This is a genomic window from Methanococcoides sp. LMO-2 (assembly GCF_038432375.1).
Classification (GTDB): domain Archaea; phylum Halobacteriota; class Methanosarcinia; order Methanosarcinales; family Methanosarcinaceae; genus Methanococcoides; species Methanococcoides cohabitans.
The window spans coordinates 15272-33904 of the sequence record NZ_JBCAUS010000006.1; the positions used below are offsets into that span (position 1 = coordinate 15272).

An 18633-nucleotide genomic window follows, 5' to 3' on the forward strand; every position below is an offset into this window, starting at 1 on the left:
GAATCGATCAAAACAACTATCACAATAATAAGGAGGAATTGCTTGGCAAAAAAGAGAGTACAAAGGAAGCTGGATAAATGGAAATCAAAAGAGTGGTACAACATCGAGGCACCAAAGTTCATTGGTAGCAACCACATCGGTGTAACCCCAACCGACGAACCGGAGAACCTGGTAGGTCGTGTAGTGGAGACCACTGTCGGTGAACTCACCAATGATTTCTCAAAGCACAACATCAAACTCAAACTTGAGATCGACAACGTAGTCGGTGATGTTGCAAACACAAGGTTCATTGGTCACGAGATCACAACTGACTACCTGCGTTCCATTGTAAAGCGCCAGACTTCCAGAATTGATACAAATCTCAATGTCAAGACAAAAGATGGTTACAAGATCAGGGTCAAACCTATCTGCTTTACAGTCAAGAGAGCAAGGACAAGCCAGATCAAGGCTCTTAGAGACGTAATGACCGAAACAGTAGCAAAGCGCGCATCTGAACTCGACTTCGAGCAGTTCGTGGAAGAAGCTATTGTCGGAAAGCTTTCCGCAAACATCTACAGGAAGGCAAAATCCATCTACCCACTTAGAAGGGTAGAGATCAGAAAGACCGAAGTTCAGGCAATCCCTGCATCAGCTGTAGCAACTCCAGTAGTTGAAGAAGCACCAGCTGTTGTAGAAGAAGCTGTAGAAGCACCTGCAGCTGAAGAGTGAATCTTTAAAAACTAACTGGTGACCTCTTGGTCACCATAACATCTTTTTTTGAACATATCATTTTCAATTAGCGTTAGCTGGAATTACAGACAACTACAAATTCTGGAGAATTCAGGACCTTGTATGAATTGTTAATTCCACAAGTCGAAAGCTAAAAACGAAATTGAAAATGTAATAATAAAAAATGCAATTTCGGGAAGCATAAATGTAACTAAAAAAGAAGTGGCTGGAAAAACCAGCCTTGTTGATATTCAATTTCTTTTTGTTTACAGCTATTCTAACATCACTTGTGAGTGAAATAAGCGACAACATCATCCTCATCGCTTACAGAATCAATGCGGCAGAAGCCAAACCTTTCGAACTGAACGACATTGTCAAGTTCATCCACGATCTGCTTCTCACCTATTCCGGTAAACTCACCATGTGGTGCAAGAACCTTCACATTGATACCATCATCAGGTACCCAGTGAATGATCTTCATCTTCTTTGCTTTGGCATCTTCCATTGAGTCACCAAGACACTTACACATGAGAGGATCAACTGATGTGACCTCAATATTGTACAGGTCCTTCAGGCGCAGCATGTCACCAACCTTTACGGATTCAACATCACTGCTGCACACTTTCAGCTTTGAGCCCACGTCGATACAGCGGACACCCCGGTTCTCGGTCGGGTGAAGTGAAGGATTCACAGTGCAGCATGCACCATCTTCCAGCTCAAGATCCACAGGATCCCAGACAAAGAAATATCTGTTAGCTATAGGATCGATGATCTTCCTGTTCCCTGCATAGAGAGTATCCATACTGATACTTACATCAGTTTCACCGACGCCCATATCGATCATGAACTTACGGATAGCTTCCGGCCTGATACCACGCCTGCGAAGTGCACGAAGTGTTGGAAGGTGAGGGTCATCCCATCCGGAATATTCGCCATCCTCTATTGCCTTGCGAAGTCCGCTTGTGCTGAACTTTCCGAACTCATGCATCTTGATACGACCCCAGTGAGTGGTCTTCGGATATTCCCAGCCGAGATAATTATAGATATATCCCTGGCGTTTCTCACTGTCCATCAAGTCCTTACCCCTGATAATGTGGGTCATTCCAAGTTCATGGTCCTCGATGGCACCTTCGAAATCAAGCAATGGCCAGACCACATATTTGTCATCTATTTCCGGACGTGGGTGTGCTGTCTTGACGATCCTGAAAGCACCAAAGTCACGAAGCGCAGGGTCCTTGTGCTTGATATCGGTCTTAATCCTGACAACCGCAGCCTTTTCCTCATAATCGCCGGCAAGCATCTTATCCCAGTGCTCAAGATTCACCTCAGGACTCTGATTGCGGTGAGGACATGGCTCCTTTGCGTCCTTGAACTTCTTGAAGTCAGCACCATCGCAGAAGCATACATAAGCATGACCCATCTCAATGAGCTTTCTTGCATAATCATAGTAGACCTCCATCCTGTCTGATGCGATCACGACCTGATCCGGTTTTGCATCAAGCCATGTGCAGTCTTCGATATACCAGTCATATGCTTCCATCATCGGGCGCTTTGTCTGGGGGTCTGTGTCATCGAAGCGGATGATGAACTTGCCACCATACTTTTTCACATACTCGGAGTTCACAACAATACCGCGTGTGCTTCCCAGTGTGGGAGGACCATTCGGGTTTGGTGCAAAGCGCATGACAACGGTCCCACCCTCTTCGACATCAAGAGGCTTGAGTCCTTTGTCAGGCTCCTTTTTGGTATTTAGCTCCTCGATAAGCTCCGGAGCGATGGTCTCAAGGCGGGATTGCCATTCTTCAGGGCTTTCCTTTGATACCTCGTCAAGGATATGCTGGATCATAGGACCAACGTCCTTTGCAAGAGGACGCAGATGAGGGCATGCGCCCATTACACGGCCCATAACAGCTCCAAGCTGAGGGGTCTTTCCATATTTTACAGCGTTTTGAAGCGCAAATTTCTCTATAGTTATCTTATCTTCATCACTCAGGGTCATTTGAATTCCCTCGCAGGACAAACAATAAATTATGAATTAAAAACAAATGAATATCAGAGCCTGTCACCCAGATCACTGATGTGGTTCACCTTTTCAAGAATGCTACCAAGATCCTCATTGAACTTTTCAACGAACTCTTCTGCCATGTCACCTGCCATTGCGCCATGTGAGGAAGGCTTGATAAGATGTTCCTGTTCCAGCACGCGCAATGAATACCTGACCTTATGGGTTGGCATTCCGGTCTCTTCGGCCAGCTTCAATATACCGATGGGGCCTTTTTCAATGACCTTCTGGAGAACGATCAGATGTCTTTCAGTAAGTTCAAGTTCCCTGTTGATCTGGTCAAATAGCATTATACTACCTCATTTTTCAATGTGCCTATTCCTTCGATCTTAACTTCAACAACGTCGCCACGTTCCAGTTCACCTACTCCCGGCGGAGTACCTGTGGCGATCACATCACCGATCTCAAGTGTCATGATACCGGATATGAACTCGATCAGATGAGGAATATCAAATATCAGATTCGATGTGCTTGAGCTTTGCCTGACCTCGCCGTTCACAAGACTGCTGACATTGACATCAGAAGGATCAAACTCCTCTTTCGGAACAATGAACGGCCCCATGGGAGCAAATGTGTCAAAGCTCTTGGCGCGAGTCCACTGACCATCCTTTTGCTGCAGGTCACGAGCCGTTACATCATTAAAGCAGGTATAACCTGCAATTACATCCATTGCATTCTCTGAACTGATGTTCCTGCACTTCTTTCCGATAACAACAGCAAGCTCAGCCTCATAATCCATTCGCTGGCTCATTGAAGGATATACTATCCGATCGCCCGGACCGATCACGGCAGAGGAAGGTTTCATAAATATAACAGGTTCTGTGGGAATCTCCATATCAAGTTCAATGGCATGGTCAACATAGTTCAGACCAATGCAGATTATCTTTGAAGGAGTTGCAGGTGGAAGTACCGTAAGCTCGGATAGCTCAAAGGTCCTGCCCTCATGATCCATGGAAGTAACAAGTTCACCACTTACACTACCATAGAAAATATCATCACCGTGTTTGAATCGACCCATCATAGTTGCACATTCTCTGTTCTGATTGTAGTTAAGAACAGAATTGTACTATAAATTATTTGTCAAACATTCCCGCCAAGTTGAAAATAAGGAACTAAACGATCAAATTGATCTGGGACCACATACAAAATAAATATATAAAATATGATAACCAATATTTTATTGGATGAGTACGAAGGGAAACGAATTCGGGACCATATACGGTGGAAAGAACTACGACATTTTTGCAACATTGCTGGGGTTCGGACATTCCTATTATGAAAAAGCTGCATCGGAGATGCCAATTGAAAAAGGCATGAAAGTACTTGACCTTGGGTGTGGTACAGCTTCCCTTGACATCGAGATCGAAGAAAAGATGGGCCATACGGGAAAGGTATTCGGAATAGACATCTCAAATAGCCAGCTTGAATATGCCCATTCAAAGACAAAGGAAATGGGAGATGAGATCTCGCTTTACAAAGGAACAATGGATGAACTTCCCTTTAAGGATGAAAGCTTTGATATGGTCGTAACAAGTGTCGCCTTCTGTGAAACGAACGCTGAGGTGAGGAGATCAGCAATAGGGGAAGCCTCCAGGGTACTGGTAAAAGGCGGCCACTTCGCCATCATAGACTGTGCAAAGCCAAGATTTTCACTAACAAGTGTGATGATGATGCCGTTCTTTATGTTCAAGACCAATGATGATAACTGGAACAATGCATACGTGGGTATCTGCAGGGAGAACTCCATGACACTGGAAAAGGAAGAATACCTGAAATCATACATCAGGTGCCAGATATTCAAAAAAGAAAAATAAGAAAGAGTCAGAACTCAGGCCCGGGTGCCAGGTCGCGTTCTGCCGCCTCAAGGTCTTTCTTGTAAACGATGGTTCTGTATGGGAATGGAATCTCCACGCCTTCTGCATCGAAGCTCTTCTTGATAGCCTCTTTCAGCTCACATCCGGTACCATATGCAACCGAACGGTCACGTACCCAGACATATAGCTTGAGGTTTACAGAGAAGTCGGCAAGTTCCGTGACCAATACGGAAATCTCATCACCCAGTTTTGTGTGTGGCTGGTAATGTAAAAGATCTTCGTAGCTCATGACCTCAGGATGCTTGCGCGCCTCGTCGATCATGATCCTGCGTGCAAGATCAATATCCGAATCATAGCTTATCCCTACCTCAATAGTCCAGTTGACACTTGGATCATCAATAGACCAGTTAATAATAGCTTCATCACTGATGATATGGTTAGGGATATTGAGCCTCCTGTTATCCCATGTCCGTATCTTGGTATAACCCAGTGTGATATCGGTCACACGGCCATATTCCCCATGAATGGTCAGCAGATCGCCAACACGGAATGGCCTGAAGGTCGCAAGCGAAATACCTGCAATGATATTGGAAAGAGTGTTCTGAGCAGCCATACCAATAACGATGCCTGCAAATCCTGCCCCTGCAAAGAGGGCTATGGACAGATCACGAAGGTTTTGATTACTGAAAATGACCACAAGGAAGCCGGAGAAATAGACTACTGCCACTATTATTCGTCGTACAAGTCCGTAAGTAGTCTCATCGATGTTCATTTTCTTGCTGGCCAAAACAAAATATGCCTTTAGCAGCCGATCTACTAACTTGGCTAACAGAAAGGTCAGTATTATGACCAGAAATACAGACAAAATTATCGCAATATCCCCTGAAAGCCAGGAAGGAATCAGACCCAGAATATCCATAGAACACCATTAGTCACAGGTGATATACATATTTGACTACTGCAAAGTGCCAAAACCAGCTTTACATTGAATTATCGACACCCGGAAACAAGGTCACTTGAAGAGATCTTTACATTCTGCCGAGAAGATAGAAAATGATAAAGAGCACGGTTACACCAAGTATCAGAAAACTGATGGTAAATACTAAAAGCATCCTCTGGACCCTTCTTTCTTCCTCAGTCAGAGGGCGAAGGTTCTCCTTGTGCTTCTTTTCGAGCACAGAGCCTATTGCACTTCCAAGAGCCAGGCCCATTGCAGGTCCAAGAGCAATACCAAGGCCGATGTTCTCTGTAGAGATCCCAAGAACAATACCCAGCGGGATACCTAAAAGGATACCAATGGCAATACCCCTTCCAAGCCAGTAGCCTTTGGGATACATCACAGGTCCCTGACCATCATCGCTTTTCTTTACTCCGATGTTGAGTAGCAGGCCAATAAGTAATGCCAACAAAACAAGGGACCCCAATATGATAGAAAGTACCATGGATACATGATAAGTTCTACCACATATAAGGATTATACGGGAGGATACAACTACTACCGGGAACTTTCCAGGCACTCATACCAAATATGCCAGTAAAATACACTGGAAAATACCATTGAGATATTAGTTATTGTCTAAAAAATATAAGAAAGCGGTCAGAAAAAACGCCTATATAACCCATCTGAACCGTATAAACTCAGATCTTTACGTAGACCTTACCATCCTCAACTTTAACCTCATAGGCTTTCTGGTCACCACATTTACCTGAAAATGACTCCACAAGGAATCCTGCACCCCTTTTTACCTTCCCGGAAGTTACGTCATAGCGGCACCTGTGGACAGGACATATCACAAGGTTGTCCTTCAGCCGCCCTTTGACAAGCTTGCCGCCCATATGATTGCATATTGCATCGAGTGCATAGAACTCACCTTTCAAATTGACCACAAGGATCTCATTGTTCCCGGTGGTGAAACTCTTCATCTCTCCTTCAGGCACATCTTCCATACTACACAATTCAGTATATTCTGCCATGATAATTCACCCCATTAAATATTTAGGGCGGTGGTATAAGAACATTCCCGAATAATTGAGATGAAAAGTATCTGCACAAAGTACTTATTTTCAAGAGCCAATGATTAATACGTTATTTTCTTTTGGGGGTATTAGCATAATAGAGAAGATCGAAAGATCAGAAGAAGAGTGGAAAAAGCTACTGACACCTGAGCAGTATGCTATTCTAAGAAAAAAGAGAACAGAGATGCCTTTTACCGGCAAGCTGTTGTCAAATAAGGAAAAAGGAACATATAATTGTGCAGCCTGTGGCCAGGTTATATTCGAATCAGACAAGAAGTTCGATTCCCAATCGGGGTGGCCAAGTTTTTACGATGTCATGTCCAGTGATAGTGTAGAACTTGTAACTGATGACAGCCATTTCATGCACAGGATAGAAGTGATATGTTCCAGTTGCGGAAGCCACCTGGGCCATGTTTTCGATGACGGTCCAAAACCAACCGGGAAACGTTATTGCATAAATTCCGCTGCAATGCAGTTCGAGGGAGAGGAATAAATCAAGCCTTGAAGAAAGATGGTGACTATAATGTTGGAAAAAGCCACATTTGCAGCCGGATGTTTCTGGGGAGTAGAGGACAACTTCAGCAGGGTAAGTGGAGTAGTATCAACAAAGGTGGGTTACACAGGCGGTTCAATGGAAAATCCCGGTTACTATGATGTAGCTACCGGAAAGACCGGGCATGCCGAATCCATAGAGATCCTTTTTGACCCGGAGATAGTTTCCTACGATGAGCTGCTTGAAGTTTTCTGGAGTATACATGATCCTACCACACTGAACAAGCAGGGACCGGACATTGGTACCCAGTACAGGTCTGCAATATTCTATCATGATGAGAAACAAAAGGAAGCTGCCCTGAACTCAAAGAAAAAGCAGGAAGAAAGCAAGCAATATGTCAATAGCATCAAGACCGAAATAGTACCGGCTGACATATTCTATCCTGCAGAAGAGTATCATCAGAAGTACTTCGAGAAGTTGAGGGGGCGATGATCACAAAAGTGATCATCGCAAAAAGACAATGGAGAAAAATGAAAAGCCTATGAAATAAAGGAGTTTCCAAAATGGAACTCTCCCTTAATTCAAAAGAGGTTGACGTAAGATGAAAGCCTGAGGAAGGCAGTAAATGCGATGGACACTGTAACTGTGGCAATGAATGCAGTGTTGCCATCAATGTTAAGTCCTCCAGTTGTCCATTCAAGAATCCTGTCTTCTTCGTCCATCATGGAACCTTCGTAGTATGTGTCCATTTATTCTTTCCTCCGAGTTTACTTTTAATGTTAGAGTTAATTTTGTAGATCTGATTTTTGTAGAGTTGATGTTTGGATGTTGTAGGATTAATTATCACGATTAATCATCAAACATATCTATAACGATTAATCGTTTATAACCCTTTCTGTCGCAAACCTTTGTGAAACAAAGGAGGTTATAGGTGAGCCGGAATGCCCAACGATCCTGAACAAACCAGACCCACCCCAATAGCAGGCAACGATCTATACCTCAGAAGAGGTTGACGTAGGATGAAAGCCTGAGGAAAGCAGCAAATGCGATGGACACTGTAACTGTGGCAATGAATGCAGTGTTGCCATCAATGTTAAGTCCTCCAGTTGTCCATTCAAGAATCCTGTCTTCTTCGTCCATCATGGAACCTTCGTAGTATGTGTCCATTTATTCTTCCCTCCGAGTTTACTTTTAATGTTTAGAGTTAATTTTGTAGATCTTATTTTTGTAGAGTTGATGTTCGGGTGTTGAATGATTAATTGTCACGATTAATCATTGCACACATCTATAATGATTAATCGTTTATAAGAGTTTCTGTCACAAACCTTTGTGAAACAAAGGAGGTTTTAGGTGAGCCGGAATGCCCAACGATCCTGAACAAACAGACCCACCCCAATAGCAGGCAACGATCTATACCTCAGAAGAGGTTGACGTAGGATGAAAGCCTGAGGAAAGCAGCAAATGCGATGGACACTGTAACTGTGGCAATGAATGCAGTGTTGCCATCAATGTTAAGTCCTCCAGTTGTCCATTCAAGAATCCTGTCTTCCTCGTCCATCATGGAACCTTCGTAGTATGTGTCCATTTATTCTTCCCTCCGAGTTTACTTTTAATGTTTAGAGTTAATTTTGTAGATCTTATTTTTGTAGAGTTGATGTTTGGGTGTTGAATGATTAATTGTCACGATTAATCATTGCACACATCTATAATGATTAATCGTTTATAAGAGTTTCTGTCACAAACCTTTGTGAAACAAAGGAGGTTTTAGGTGAGCCGGAATGCCCAACGATCCTGAACAAACCAGACCCACCCCAATAACAGGCAACGATCTATACCTCAGAAGAGGTTGACGTAGGATGAAAGCCTGAGGAAAGCAGCAAATGCGATGGACACTGCAACTGTGGCAATGAATGCAGTGTTGCCATCAACGTTAAGTCCTCCAGTTGTCCATTCAAGGATCCTGTCTTCCTCGTCCATCATGGAACCTTCGTAGTATGTGTCCATTTATTCTTCCCTCCGATCTTGTGTTCAATGTTGTTTGGCTAATGATTAATTATCACGATTAATCATTGCACATATCTATAATGATTAACCGTTTATAAGGGTTTCTATCGATCTGCCAATTGAAGAACCAGATATATACCTCACAAACCAATTGTATGATGAGATAAACTGCTATAACCGCAGGGAGGCGGGGAAGAAGTGAATAAAAAAGTGCTTGAATACATCAATAAGCAAAAAAAGAGAAGATAGAAAAGTTGCTGAAAATGATCATGAAAGCATGAAATGATTTATGAATGCCCATCATTGGAAATATAATAGATATGTTTATGTAAAATATCAATCTAAATTCATACCATGGATAAGCTGACCTCTTCTAACAGGACATTCATAGGCCTGATAGTTATGATGTTGCTTGGAAAGGCCACATGGGAATATTTTGATGTTAACCATCCCATAGTCCAGCAATGGACCGCCACCTGGTCAGCAATAATTGTTGTAGCCCTCCTGGGAGCTGTTTGCATAAAACTGGCTCCAAAAGCAGGCTTCCCTGAAATATGGGATCAGAAAATCCCCAACAAACAGAGGATTGTTATCCCGATACTTCTGGGAATAGGATTTTCCATAATTGAGATCCTTGTCGGCCTAGTCCTCCAACTGCCGAATATACATGTGCAGTTCCCATTCTCGATCCCCGTCTATGTAAGCGGCGGAATATTCCTTGAGATACTGTACCACCTCATCCCGGTGGTCGCTCTTACATGGCTGATATCAACCATTTTGTTGAAGGGAGAAAAACAAAACCAGGTATTCATAGCAGTTGCCGTCCTTGCAAGCCTGTGGGAACCTGTAATGCAGATAACAGGAATGCAGCAGATGGGAATGCTTACAAGTGCATTCTTTGCTGTGAGTCTATTCATATTCATTTTTGCAGGCAACCTTGTACCGATCATCCTTTTCAGAAAGTATGGATTCCTTGCACCGGTGATCTGGCGCCTTGCTGACTACAGCATCTGGCATGTGATCTGGCCTTTGCTCTACTACTGATCCGGCGATAACAGATACCATCTTACATATCCGCTAACAAAAGAACGATCATATTTTACGAGATTCCAAATTCTACGAACTCAGGAAAGCATCCTGTTGGCAAGCCAGGGAGATATTGCGGTCACAATGAGCACAAGCATCCAGATGCGCCCCTCAAGGAAATTGTAATCGTGCAACAGGTGTTCCCATGAGTGACCTATGACGAAATGCCCGAAGAGGAATTCAAAGGATACCGTAAGCGAAACCCACATCAGTCCGACATAGATGAACTGTACCGGTGTTCCGGAGACTCCGGAATATTTAAGGAAAGCATAGGTTACCGCAAAGATCACCGTGCTGAATATGATGGAACTTATCTGATGCGCAAGAAGATCACCTGTGTAAGGCGCATAGAGACCTCTTAATGTACCATTGATTATTGCGAGAAATACGAACAGCACCCATACCCCAAGGAAATAGAGGTAAAGCCTTGAATACATAATAATAAATTTAGTTACAAAGCATAAAAACTTATTTTAATATTAAAAAAGTAGCCAGCCATTAATCCTTCCATAAAACAAAAAAAGAATGATTAGCATTAGCCAATCATCGCATAGATCTTCATCACGAGAGGCATAATTGCAAGTGAGATCTTCGTTCCCATACTCGCATCCTCAGAAGCCTGAATGGTGATAAGACCGTCGTCATATGCCTGCCTGAATGTATCTCCCGGAGATTCGGAATCCAGAATTGCATTTGCAGTGTCCTCGTTTGTGGTCACAATGATCGTCTCAGCAAATGGAACACCATCCCAGTTGTATTCGGCATCCAGCTCACTCCACCTGCCAAATTCAACAGCAGAAGCATCTGAATCAGTGATCGCTACAATCTTCATCGTAACACCGCTTTCAGTTACATAAGGACCAGGGCTGAGAGCAACATCAAATTCAGGACCTCCCGTAGTCTCGTCCTCAGCATTGTTCATATAAACAGCAAGAACAACATGCTGGTCAGCAAGAATTCCTCTCAGCGTCCCGGGAACCTGATCGATCTTCTCATTGTACTCAGGAACTGCAGCATTCATGTCATCAAACAGGTCTGCACTTGCAGGAATCATGAAAAGCGCAGCCACTAACACCATTGAAATAATTAATTTTAATTTCATGCATAACACCCCAATTTATATTTAGTAAGTTAGAGGATTTTAAGTTAACCCTTATTTAAAAAATTTTTAAGAGAATGATGAAAACATCTCATGAGTAGTGCAGAAAGAGTAGAATGAAGTCTACAAAAATGGGTTGGAATTTATTTATAAATTAGAATTGATTACAAGGAGATAATACTTCCCCAATCATAAAGGAAAGTAAAAGGCAATAAGAAGCTCTAATTAATATTAATAATAATTATAGATGCCGAAAAGTAAAGTATACTTGAACTATAACATATATATTAGTTAGATATAATTATATACTGAAACACACAATATAGTGTGTTAGGGTATGACACGGTTGGGATAGATTAGATGAGTGGGGGCTCATCTCTCCCTTTCTTTTTAATGAATTTTTGATTACGCGAAGCTATCCGGATGATAAAACAGGATAGTATACATAATCCCTAATTGTAAAAAATATCATGGATTAATTAATAATATTAATATACAATTCTGTCTCAAAAAATTATAAAAGTTTATATGTTAACAAGTGAATTTTTTATTAGGCACAAATGCCAAATATGGGGGCTAAATAATGAAATATAAAAGTACGATATGGTTATTGACATTTTTAGCTGTTATTTTTTCTTTGACAGCAACTGCAAGCGCAGGAACTGTAGTAGACATAATCAATGATAGTGAAAACCATACTATTCTTGAAACAGCATTAAGTGATACTGGCTTAACAGTACCTCTCTCAGCAGAGGATACAAATTTCACAGTATTTGCACCAACGGATGCTGCCTTTGCAGCACTGCCACCAGGGCTCCTTGCTAGTTTATCTGAAGAGGAACTGACAAACATATTGCTCTATCATGCACTGGACGGAAGAGTCCTGTCAACAGACCTTTCAGATGGAATGACTGCTACAACATTACTGGAAAAGGACGTTCTGGTAACAATAGATGGAACTGATGTATTCATCAACAATGCTCAGGTCACTGTTGTTGATATCGAAGCGGACAATGGAGTCGTACATGTGATAGATGCTGTGCTGGTACCACCGGCTACTGTTGTAGACATAATCAGCAATAGTCCAAGACATACTACCCTTGAAGCAGCATTGATAGCTGCCAATTTGAATGGAACACTTTCAGGACCAGGAAATTTTACAGTATTTGCACCAACTGATGATGCATTTGATGCACTACCGCCAGGGCTCCTTGCTAGTTTATCTGAAGAGGAACTGACAAACATATTGCTCTATCATGTGCTGGACGGAAGAGTCCTGTCAACAGACCTTTCAGATGGAATGACTGCAACCACATTACTGGGCAAGAATATCCTGGTAACAATCAATGAAGACGGTGTATTCATCAACGATGCTAAAGTCACTGTTGTTGATCTCGAAGCAGACAATGGAGTTGTACATGTGATAGATGCTGTGTTGGTGCCGCCAAACATTAAAGCTGACATCATAGCTCTCAAATCACAGGTGGATTCCGAAGACCTGAACCGGCCTATCGACAGAGCACTCCAGGCAAAGCTGGATGCAGCGCTTAAATCAGAATCTAAAGGAAATGAAAAAGCTGCTGCCAATCAGTTAAATGCTTTCATCAACAGTGTGGAGGCTCAGAGTGGAAAAGCCATTGATGAAGTTGTTGCAGGAGAATGGATCAGCTTAGCTGAAATGATAATCAGCGATCTGGAGAGTTAAGCAATTAGGCACCTCTCCAACTTCTTTTTTTCTTATATATTGATAATTAACATAAAGGATCATGCTGTAGCGGAATCTATGAGAGAATGAAATACCGTATAAAGTTAAATCTCAAAAAAGTGGTGCGGGAGGTGCGATTCGAACGCACGAACTCCTACGAGACAGGGTCCTAAGCCCTGCGCCTTTGGCCTGGCTGGGCAACCCCCGCAAAATGAGTAATCTCTAAATATTCGTTTTATATATTAATATTGCGCACTTCAGACGTTGTTTTTCATTTCAGGAAATTGATCATAAATCGGTGACCTGACTTGCTGACTTGAACATGAACAATGCAATTTCCCGTTCCATACTGTGGTCAACTATTGGTTTCGGATAATCCCCAATATCGACATCATTGTCATTTTCGAGTTTATGGATTACAGAAGATTCGATGTCCCGCAGTTCAGGCACCCATCTTTTTATGTATTCACAATCACTATCGAACTTCTTCTGCTGACGCCAGGGGTTGAATATCCTGAAATATGGCTGTGAATCTGCACCTGTAGAAGCTGCCCATTGCCAATTCCCATTGTTCACACAGGGATCGTAATCCACCAGTTTACATGCGAAATAGCGCTCACCCCACCTCCAGTCTATGTGCAGGTCCTTCACAAGGAAGGATGCCACTATCATCCTGACACGATTGTGCATATATCCTGTAGTGTTCAACTCCCTCATACCGGCATCCACAATGGGAAATCCTGTGTTTCCCGAACACCAGGCCTCGAATAGCTTCCGATCATTGGCCCACTCAAGATCATCGAACTTGCTCTTGAATGCATGCCTGAAGACCTCCGGGAACTCAAAAGCAAGTTGTGTGAAAAAATCCCGCCAGTACATTTCACTGATTAGTGTATGATCCCTTCCAAGCTCATGTAGAACAGAATAATAGAACTCCCTTATGGAGATCGTACCCAGCTTATTGTGTGCAGAAAGGCCGGTAGTACCCCTGATAGAGGGCAGATCACGTTCATGATCGTAGTTTGAGAACTCTGATAGAGACTTAAGAATTGACAGGGCATTGCTCCTCCCACCGTGTGTAAACAGATGTTCATTACTCTCAGGAAGCAAGCCTTTCAGAAAATCTACATCTGAAACCCCGTCAACCTCACCTGCCTCGAGATCTCCGGTGAAAAAAAGGTCAGCAACGTCTTCACTCACACCGGCAAACATTGAAGGAATGGGAACATCCCTTTTCGATGCCTCTCTGAAGAACTGTGTGAATACCTTGTACGGAGTCCCCTGTTTAGTGCGTACCATCCCGGGCTCAGTGAGCAGGCAGTCGTGGAACTGAAACAGTTCAACACCCCGATAGTTGCACAAACTTGAGATTCTCTCATCCCTTTTGAGACTGAAAGGAGTGTAATCACGATTCATGAAGACTGCATTAATCCCACCCTTTTCCAGAAGGTTACCGATCACATTTTCCGGAAGACCTGAAAAGAGGTACAACCTGCCATCCACAGCTTCCAGTTGCCCCCTGAGGTCGTCAAGTGATTCCAGAAGGAACTGAAAGGAATTGCTGTTGAAGTTCTTCCTTGCAGGATCGCTCAGGCGCGGGTCGAATATGAAACAAGGAATAACCTCGTCGGACATCTCAAGAGCTGCGAGAAGAGCAGTGTTGTCATCGACCCGCAGGTCCCTCCTGAAAACAAAGAGAGACCTCTGGAAGCGGGACATCACTCGAGCTCCACTGCAAGTTCATTCTTCATCAGCATAGGTGGCACCCACGGGGGATTGTAGCGCATCAGGAAGAACTCGCCTTTAGTATTCAGACCATTCTCCGAGATCTTCCCTTCAAGTATTTCCCTGTGAGATTCTATTTTGGAATCTGTGACATAGCCGGAGAATTTGATAGTCACAACCTTTCTTGGAGCTACATCGTGTATCAGCACACCTTCTTCCAGCGGAGCAGGTGCATTTTTAGAATCATACCCTTCCGGCAGGACGAAGGACATATGCATCACATCCCCCTCCTGCCTTGATATCACAGGAGCGGTCATCGCTATCTTTGTATTTTGTTCGTTCTTTCCAAATATGTAACCGGAGAGTATCCTGAAACCGGAGTTAGAACCACCTGCATCTGCAGATATGAAAGTGTTCTCTTCATACTGTCTTATCTCAACACCATCGCCGAGCTCTTCGATCACTGTATAATTAACCTGTTCAGTACTCATAGATATCCTGACCCCCACCAGGAACCATATTGCAACAAGGACCAACAATGTTGCCACTATCACAATTAATGCCCCCTTATTTTCCATGATAATATATGGGGGCGAGAAGTTAATAAATCTTTAGAATGAGATTAGCAAAATGCTGAAAACTTCCAGATCATGCCAGTCCGAGTTCCTTCATAATGCCAATTGCATTTAATGCACTCTTCTCTTTGTCCTTGATCTCCAGCATTATATCAAGATCGAATTCCCTGACCTCTTCAAGAAAATCCCGAAAATGACCAATATCCAGAGATGTTGAATGTTTTCCCTTCCTTGCACCGGGCTGTTGGTTGCTGTAATCGATCATTGGAACACCATCACCCTTACCCCATGTCGAAGCAGCATCACCCATAGCACTGGAAAAACTTTCCCCGTTGTTGAGACATTCATGGTGAAAGCTATCAAAAATAATAGGAATTCCACAGAGATCAGTTATCAGGAGACAATCCCTGAGGCTGTACAGACGATCATCATTCTCAACAACAAGCCTCTTCCTAAGTCCCGGATCAAGGCTCTCGTATCTCTCAACAAACCTCTCAACTGCCAGTTCCCGATCCTTGTAGACACCCCCGGCATGTACCTGTACTTTCGCAGTATTATCCAGCCCCATAGCATCCAGGAGTTTGCAGTGGTACTCAAGTTCTGCAATGCTTCTCTGAGTAATGCCCTCATCAGGAGAGTTCAGAAGAATGAACTGGTCCGGATGCATGGATATCCTCATGTCGTTCTCAATTATGAACCGGCCAATCTCCTGCAGCTCAGACCTGAAGTAGCCCACCCAATCAAAATCACAAATAGGATGGGAAGCAAATGGAACAGTATCAGAACTTAGCCTGAAGAAGAAAAGATCGTTATCCAGATTATATTTCAGTATCTTGTGCATGCAATCCAGATTGTTAGTTACAGTATCTACCAGCTTATCTTCAGAATAGGAAGCAAGCCTGAACTTCCTGTTGGCAGCACACCCAATGCTCCTGTTAATACAGGGATAACCCAATTTCATAGAATGATCACTCCTTAAAGAAAGGCCATAATTGGTTTGAGTCCAGAATGATTTAATTCTTTTGAAAGAGGAAATGACAAAAATGAAGTGTGAAACGAATCAACAAAGAGTGAACTAAAGGTTGTAGTTATGTTAAAAGAGAAGAAAGATGCGCCGACCGGGATTTGAACCCGGGTTTATGGCTTGGAAGGCCACAGTCATAGCCACTAGACCATCAGCGCACTTGCATCCCCTAACTTGCATTTTTAGAATATAATCCTTTCGCTTAAAATGAGCTACGTGTCGGAAGTATTGCAACGAATCCAATACGAATCCGGGAACCCATGATAAGCACTTATAAAGAATAGGTACTTCGAAGTTCCTTTATCTCGTCCCGAAGTGCCGCTGCCCTCTCAAATTCGAGATTTGCAGCCGCAGAATGCATCTCCGCCTCAAGGTCAATTATCATGTCTGCAAGCTCCATATCAGATAGATCCTCGGCAACCTCAAGGATCTCGGACTTCACTTCCTCATACTCTGCCTCGACAAGTTCCTTCTGCAAGGCCTTCCTGATGGTCTGCGGAATTATATTGTGCTCCCTGTTATACGCAAGCTGAATCTCACGCCTTCTGTTAGATTCCTTAAGAGCACCAGCCATGGAACCGGTCATGTTGTCGGCATACAGGATAACATATCCTTCAGAGTTCCTGGAAGCCCTTCCTATGGTCTGTATCAGGGACCTCTCCGAACGCAGGAAACCTTCCTTGTCCGCATCAAGAATAGCAACAAAAGCAACCTCCGGGATGTCAAGACCTTCCCTCAGGAGGTTGATACCCACAAGTACATCGAACTCACCTTTCCTGAGGTCACGGATGATCTCCGCCCGCATGAGAGTGTCAATATCAGAATGCATGTAGCGAACCCGGATGCCCATCTCCAGCAGGTAGTCCGTCAGGTCCTCTGCCATGCGCTTGGTCAGTGTTGTCACAAGAGTACGATAGCCACGTTCCGTGACCTTATTGACCTCACCGATAAGATCATCGATCTGCCCTTCAACAGGGCGTACGTAGACCTCCGGATCCACAAGACCGGTAGGCCTGATGATCTGCTCAACGACAGCACTGCTGATGCCAAGCTCATATTCCGCAGGGGTTGCGGACACATATATCGCCTGGTTTATCAGGCGGTGGAACTCATCATACTTCAGAGGACGGTTGTCAAAAGCTGAAGGCAACCTGAAACCGTAATTGATAAGAGATTCCTTCCTGGCGCGATCACCATTGTGCATACCCCGTATCTGAGGGATGGTCACATGAGACTCATCGATGACCAGCAGGAAATCATCAGGGAAGAACTCAAGCAGGGAAGACGGAGGATCTCCGGGACTCCTACCATCGAAGTGACGGGAATAGTTCTCAATACCGCTGCAGTATCCAAGTTCGCGGATCATCTCCATATCAAAGTTGGTCCGCTGCAACAACCGCTGGGCTTCGAGCACCCTGTTATCCGCCTCAAGCTTTGAGACCTGCTCTTCAAGCTCTTCCTCAATGGAATTGAGTGCCTTCACCATTTCTTCCTGAGGCATGATGAAATGCTTTGCCGGATAGATGACAATGCTGTTTTCCTCTTTCACAACACCCAGGGTCTTGCCAGTCAACGGATCAAAAGAGGATATTCTGTCGATCTCATCCCCGAACAGTTCAATGCGTATACCGTGGTTCTCCTGTGCAGGGAACACTTCCACAGTGTCACCCTTGGATCGGAAAGTACCTTTCGCATAATCCATTTCGTTGCGCTCATACTGGATGTCGATGAGACTTGCGAACAACTCACTTCTACCGATCTGCTCACCCTGCTTCAACACTACAGACATTTTTCTCCATTCTTCAGGAGAACCGATGTTGTAAATACTTGAAACACTGGAAACAACAATAACATCCCTGCGCTCTATAAGTGACTTTGTGGCAGAAAGCCTGAGCCTGTCGATCTCCTCGTTCACAGAGGAATCCTTCTCGATATACGTATCAGTAGTGGGAATATAGGCCTCAGGCTGGTAGTAATCATAATAGCTGACAAAATATTCAACGGCATTATCAGGAAAGAACTCCCTGAACTCCGAAAACAGCTGGGCTGCAAGCGTCTTGTTGTGAGCGATCACAAGTGTGGGTTTCTGGACCTTCTGTATGACATTGGCTACTGTGAATGTCTTACCGGAGCCTGTTACACCCAGCAGGACCTGATGTTTTAACCCTTTATCAAGCCCCTCGACCAGCTTCCGGATAGCTTCCGGCTGGTCACCTTTTGGTTCATATTCAGATACAAGCTTAAAACTGCCCATCAAATTGTGAATATGTCTGTGAACACCTATAAACGTATGTGTGCGGCACTAGAGGCTCATTTCACAGA

Annotated in this window: 22 protein-coding genes and 2 tRNA genes; 6 read left to right on the top strand and 18 right to left on the bottom strand. The window is 43.7% G+C overall.

Annotated elements, in window-relative coordinates; all coding sequences use genetic code 11:
• Nucleotides 1-42 precede the first annotated feature (42 nt).
• Entirely contained in the window at nucleotides 43-708 is a 666-nt protein-coding gene (locus WOA13_RS07670; RefSeq protein WP_048204730.1) for a 30S ribosomal protein S3ae, read from the top strand.
• Between the two features lie 283 nt (nucleotides 709-991).
• Here WOA13_RS07670 and WOA13_RS07675 read toward each other — a convergent pair whose 3' ends face one another.
• The 3 genes from WOA13_RS07675 to WOA13_RS07685 are packed head-to-tail and all read right to left on the bottom strand — an operon-like array spanning nucleotide 992 to nucleotide 3791.
• On the bottom strand, nucleotides 992-2707 hold the full coding sequence (locus tag WOA13_RS07675) for a glutamate--tRNA ligase (RefSeq protein ID WP_342127345.1): 1716 nt from the start codon (nucleotides 2705-2707) through the stop codon (nucleotides 992-994).
• 53 nt (nucleotides 2708-2760) lie between these two features.
• Entirely contained in the window at nucleotides 2761-3060 is a 300-nt protein-coding gene (locus tag WOA13_RS07680) for a hypothetical protein (RefSeq protein ID WP_048204728.1), read from the bottom strand.
• Nucleotides 3060-3791, bottom strand: coding sequence for a fumarylacetoacetate hydrolase family protein (locus tag WOA13_RS07685; RefSeq protein ID WP_342127346.1), 732 nt, complete (start codon nucleotides 3789-3791; stop codon nucleotides 3060-3062). Before WOA13_RS07685 ends, WOA13_RS07680 begins: the two co-directional genes overlap by 1 nt.
• Before the next feature lie 163 nt (nucleotides 3792-3954).
• On the opposite strand from WOA13_RS07685, the gene WOA13_RS07690 reads away from it, so the two are divergent.
• A complete protein-coding gene (locus WOA13_RS07690) occupies nucleotides 3955-4584 on the top strand; it encodes a class I SAM-dependent methyltransferase (RefSeq protein ID WP_342127347.1) in 630 nt (209 codons plus the stop codon).
• Nucleotides 4585-4591: 7 nt separating this feature from the next.
• Here the strand turns inward: WOA13_RS07690 and WOA13_RS07695 are convergent, their stop codons facing one another.
• The 3 genes from WOA13_RS07695 to WOA13_RS07705 all read right to left on the bottom strand — a co-directional run bounded on the left by WOA13_RS07695 (nucleotide 4592) and on the right by WOA13_RS07705 (nucleotide 6558).
• Complete coding sequence (locus WOA13_RS07695) at nucleotides 4592-5356, bottom strand: mechanosensitive ion channel family protein (protein ID WP_342127348.1); 765 nt, start codon at nucleotides 5354-5356, stop codon at nucleotides 4592-4594.
• A gap of 256 nt (nucleotides 5357-5612) precedes the next feature.
• The gene (locus WOA13_RS07700) at nucleotides 5613-6026 is read right to left on the bottom strand and encodes a hypothetical protein (protein ID WP_342127349.1); all 414 of its coding nucleotides are present in this window, start codon (nucleotides 6024-6026) and stop codon (nucleotides 5613-5615) included.
• Nucleotides 6027-6222: 196 nt separating this feature from the next.
• Nucleotides 6223-6558, bottom strand: coding sequence for a Rieske (2Fe-2S) protein (locus tag WOA13_RS07705; RefSeq protein ID WP_342127350.1), 336 nt, complete (start codon nucleotides 6556-6558; stop codon nucleotides 6223-6225).
• A gap of 100 nt (nucleotides 6559-6658) precedes the next feature.
• Between WOA13_RS07705 and msrB the strand changes: the two genes are divergently transcribed.
• Both msrB and msrA read left to right on the top strand, forming a co-directional pair.
• Nucleotides 6659-7093, top strand: coding sequence for a peptide-methionine (R)-S-oxide reductase MsrB (gene msrB, locus WOA13_RS07710; RefSeq protein WP_342127351.1), 435 nt, complete (start codon nucleotides 6659-6661; stop codon nucleotides 7091-7093).
• Between the two features lie 33 nt (nucleotides 7094-7126).
• A complete protein-coding gene (gene msrA / locus WOA13_RS07715; RefSeq protein ID WP_342127736.1) occupies nucleotides 7127-7585 on the top strand; it encodes a peptide-methionine (S)-S-oxide reductase MsrA in 459 nt (152 codons plus the stop codon).
• A gap of 89 nt (nucleotides 7586-7674) precedes the next feature.
• On the opposite strand, the gene WOA13_RS07720 is transcribed toward msrA, so the two are convergent.
• The 4 genes from WOA13_RS07720 to WOA13_RS07735 all read right to left on the bottom strand — a co-directional run bounded on the left by WOA13_RS07720 (nucleotide 7675) and on the right by WOA13_RS07735 (nucleotide 9097).
• Nucleotides 7675-7842: a hypothetical protein gene (locus WOA13_RS07720; RefSeq protein WP_342127352.1), complete on the bottom strand. Its 168-nt coding sequence runs from the start codon at nucleotides 7840-7842 to the stop codon at nucleotides 7675-7677.
• A 250-nt stretch (nucleotides 7843-8092) separates the two neighbouring features.
• A complete protein-coding gene (locus tag WOA13_RS07725) occupies nucleotides 8093-8260 on the bottom strand; it encodes a hypothetical protein (protein WP_342127353.1) in 168 nt (55 codons plus the stop codon).
• A 250-nt stretch (nucleotides 8261-8510) separates the two neighbouring features.
• A complete protein-coding gene (locus WOA13_RS07730) occupies nucleotides 8511-8678 on the bottom strand; it encodes a hypothetical protein (RefSeq protein ID WP_342127353.1) in 168 nt (55 codons plus the stop codon).
• Nucleotides 8679-8929: 251 nt separating this feature from the next.
• A complete protein-coding gene (locus tag WOA13_RS07735; RefSeq protein WP_342127354.1) occupies nucleotides 8930-9097 on the bottom strand; it encodes a hypothetical protein in 168 nt (55 codons plus the stop codon).
• Nucleotides 9098-9451: 354 nt separating this feature from the next.
• On the opposite strand from WOA13_RS07735, the gene WOA13_RS07740 reads away from it, so the two are divergent.
• A complete protein-coding gene (locus tag WOA13_RS07740) occupies nucleotides 9452-10141 on the top strand; it encodes a hypothetical protein (RefSeq protein WP_342127355.1) in 690 nt (229 codons plus the stop codon).
• 80 nt (nucleotides 10142-10221) lie between these two features.
• On the opposite strand, the gene WOA13_RS07745 is transcribed toward WOA13_RS07740, so the two are convergent.
• Entirely contained in the window at nucleotides 10222-10620 is a 399-nt protein-coding gene (locus WOA13_RS07745) for a hypothetical protein (RefSeq protein ID WP_342127356.1), read from the bottom strand.
• Nucleotides 10621-10718: 98 nt separating this feature from the next.
• A complete protein-coding gene (locus WOA13_RS07750) occupies nucleotides 10719-11285 on the bottom strand; it encodes a hypothetical protein (RefSeq protein WP_342127357.1) in 567 nt (188 codons plus the stop codon).
• Between the two features lie 580 nt (nucleotides 11286-11865).
• Between WOA13_RS07750 and WOA13_RS07755 the strand changes: the two genes are divergently transcribed.
• Nucleotides 11866-12987, top strand: a complete 1122-nt coding sequence (locus WOA13_RS07755; protein ID WP_342127358.1) for a fasciclin domain-containing protein — start codon at nucleotides 11866-11868, stop codon at nucleotides 12985-12987.
• A 120-nt stretch (nucleotides 12988-13107) separates the two neighbouring features.
• Here the strand turns inward: WOA13_RS07755 and WOA13_RS07760 are convergent.
• The 6 genes from WOA13_RS07760 to uvrB form a co-directional block, all read right to left on the bottom strand.
• Nucleotides 13108-13195, bottom strand: a tRNA-Leu gene (locus WOA13_RS07760).
• A gap of 80 nt (nucleotides 13196-13275) precedes the next feature.
• Complete coding sequence (locus WOA13_RS07765; protein ID WP_342127359.1) at nucleotides 13276-14706, bottom strand: cryptochrome/photolyase family protein; 1431 nt, start codon at nucleotides 14704-14706, stop codon at nucleotides 13276-13278.
• Complete coding sequence (locus tag WOA13_RS07770; protein WP_342127360.1) at nucleotides 14706-15290, bottom strand: SOUL family heme-binding protein; 585 nt, start codon at nucleotides 15288-15290, stop codon at nucleotides 14706-14708. The genes WOA13_RS07765 and WOA13_RS07770 overlap by 1 nt, the downstream gene beginning before the upstream one ends.
• A gap of 70 nt (nucleotides 15291-15360) precedes the next feature.
• Nucleotides 15361-16248, bottom strand: a complete 888-nt coding sequence (uvsE, locus tag WOA13_RS07775; protein ID WP_342127361.1) for a UV DNA damage repair endonuclease UvsE — start codon at nucleotides 16246-16248, stop codon at nucleotides 15361-15363.
• Nucleotides 16249-16397: 149 nt separating this feature from the next.
• Nucleotides 16398-16469: transfer RNA gene (locus WOA13_RS07780), tRNA-Gly, on the bottom strand.
• A 113-nt stretch (nucleotides 16470-16582) separates the two neighbouring features.
• Nucleotides 16583-18565 (bottom strand): excinuclease ABC subunit UvrB, encoded by a 1983-nt coding sequence (gene uvrB / locus WOA13_RS07785; RefSeq protein WP_342127362.1) that lies wholly within the window; start codon nucleotides 18563-18565, stop codon nucleotides 16583-16585.
• Nucleotides 18566-18633: the final 68 nt, after the last annotated feature.

Bases quoted from the DNA above. Each gene is read 5' to 3' on its own strand.
- uvrB (WP_342127362.1), bottom strand. From the start codon at position 18,565: ATGGGCAGTTTTAAGCTTGTATCTGAATATGAACCAAAAGGTGACCAG.
- WOA13_RS07765 (WP_342127359.1), bottom strand. From the start codon at position 14,706: ATGTCCCGCTTCCAGAGGTCTCTCTTTGTTTTCAGGAGGGACCTGCGG.
- WOA13_RS07745 (WP_342127356.1), bottom strand. From the start codon at position 10,620: ATGTATTCAAGGCTTTACCTCTATTTCCTTGGGGTATGGGTGCTGTTC.
- WOA13_RS07700 (WP_342127349.1), bottom strand. From the start codon at position 6,026: ATGGTACTTTCTATCATATTGGGGTCCCTTGTTTTGTTGGCATTACTT.
- WOA13_RS07685 (WP_342127346.1), bottom strand. From the start codon at position 3,791: ATGATGGGTCGATTCAAACACGGTGATGATATTTTCTATGGTAGTGTA.
- WOA13_RS07705 (WP_342127350.1), bottom strand. From the start codon at position 6,558: ATGGCAGAATATACTGAATTGTGTAGTATGGAAGATGTGCCTGAAGGA.
- WOA13_RS07750 (WP_342127357.1), bottom strand. From the start codon at position 11,285: ATGAAATTAAAATTAATTATTTCAATGGTGTTAGTGGCTGCGCTTTTC.
- WOA13_RS07735 (WP_342127354.1), bottom strand. From the start codon at position 9,097: ATGGACACATACTACGAAGGTTCCATGATGGACGAGGAAGACAGGATC.
- WOA13_RS07695 (WP_342127348.1), bottom strand. From the start codon at position 5,356: ATGAACATCGATGAGACTACTTACGGACTTGTACGACGAATAATAGTG.
- WOA13_RS07680 (WP_048204728.1), bottom strand. From the start codon at position 3,060: ATGCTATTTGACCAGATCAACAGGGAACTTGAACTTACTGAAAGACAT.
- uvsE (WP_342127361.1), bottom strand. From the start codon at position 16,248: ATGAAATTGGGTTATCCCTGTATTAACAGGAGCATTGGGTGTGCTGCC.
- WOA13_RS07720 (WP_342127352.1), bottom strand. From the start codon at position 7,842: ATGGACACATACTACGAAGGTTCCATGATGGACGAAGAAGACAGGATT.
- WOA13_RS07675 (WP_342127345.1), bottom strand. From the start codon at position 2,707: ATGACCCTGAGTGATGAAGATAAGATAACTATAGAGAAATTTGCGCTT.
- WOA13_RS07730 (WP_342127353.1), bottom strand. From the start codon at position 8,678: ATGGACACATACTACGAAGGTTCCATGATGGACGAGGAAGACAGGATT.
- WOA13_RS07740 (WP_342127355.1), top strand. From the start codon at position 9,452: ATGGATAAGCTGACCTCTTCTAACAGGACATTCATAGGCCTGATAGTT.
- WOA13_RS07725 (WP_342127353.1), bottom strand. From the start codon at position 8,260: ATGGACACATACTACGAAGGTTCCATGATGGACGAAGAAGACAGGATT.
- WOA13_RS07690 (WP_342127347.1), top strand. From the start codon at position 3,955: ATGAGTACGAAGGGAAACGAATTCGGGACCATATACGGTGGAAAGAAC.
- WOA13_RS07770 (WP_342127360.1), bottom strand. From the start codon at position 15,290: ATGGAAAATAAGGGGGCATTAATTGTGATAGTGGCAACATTGTTGGTC.
- WOA13_RS07755 (WP_342127358.1), top strand. From the start codon at position 11,866: ATGAAATATAAAAGTACGATATGGTTATTGACATTTTTAGCTGTTATT.
- msrB (WP_342127351.1), top strand. From the start codon at position 6,659: ATGATTAATACGTTATTTTCTTTTGGGGGTATTAGCATAATAGAGAAG.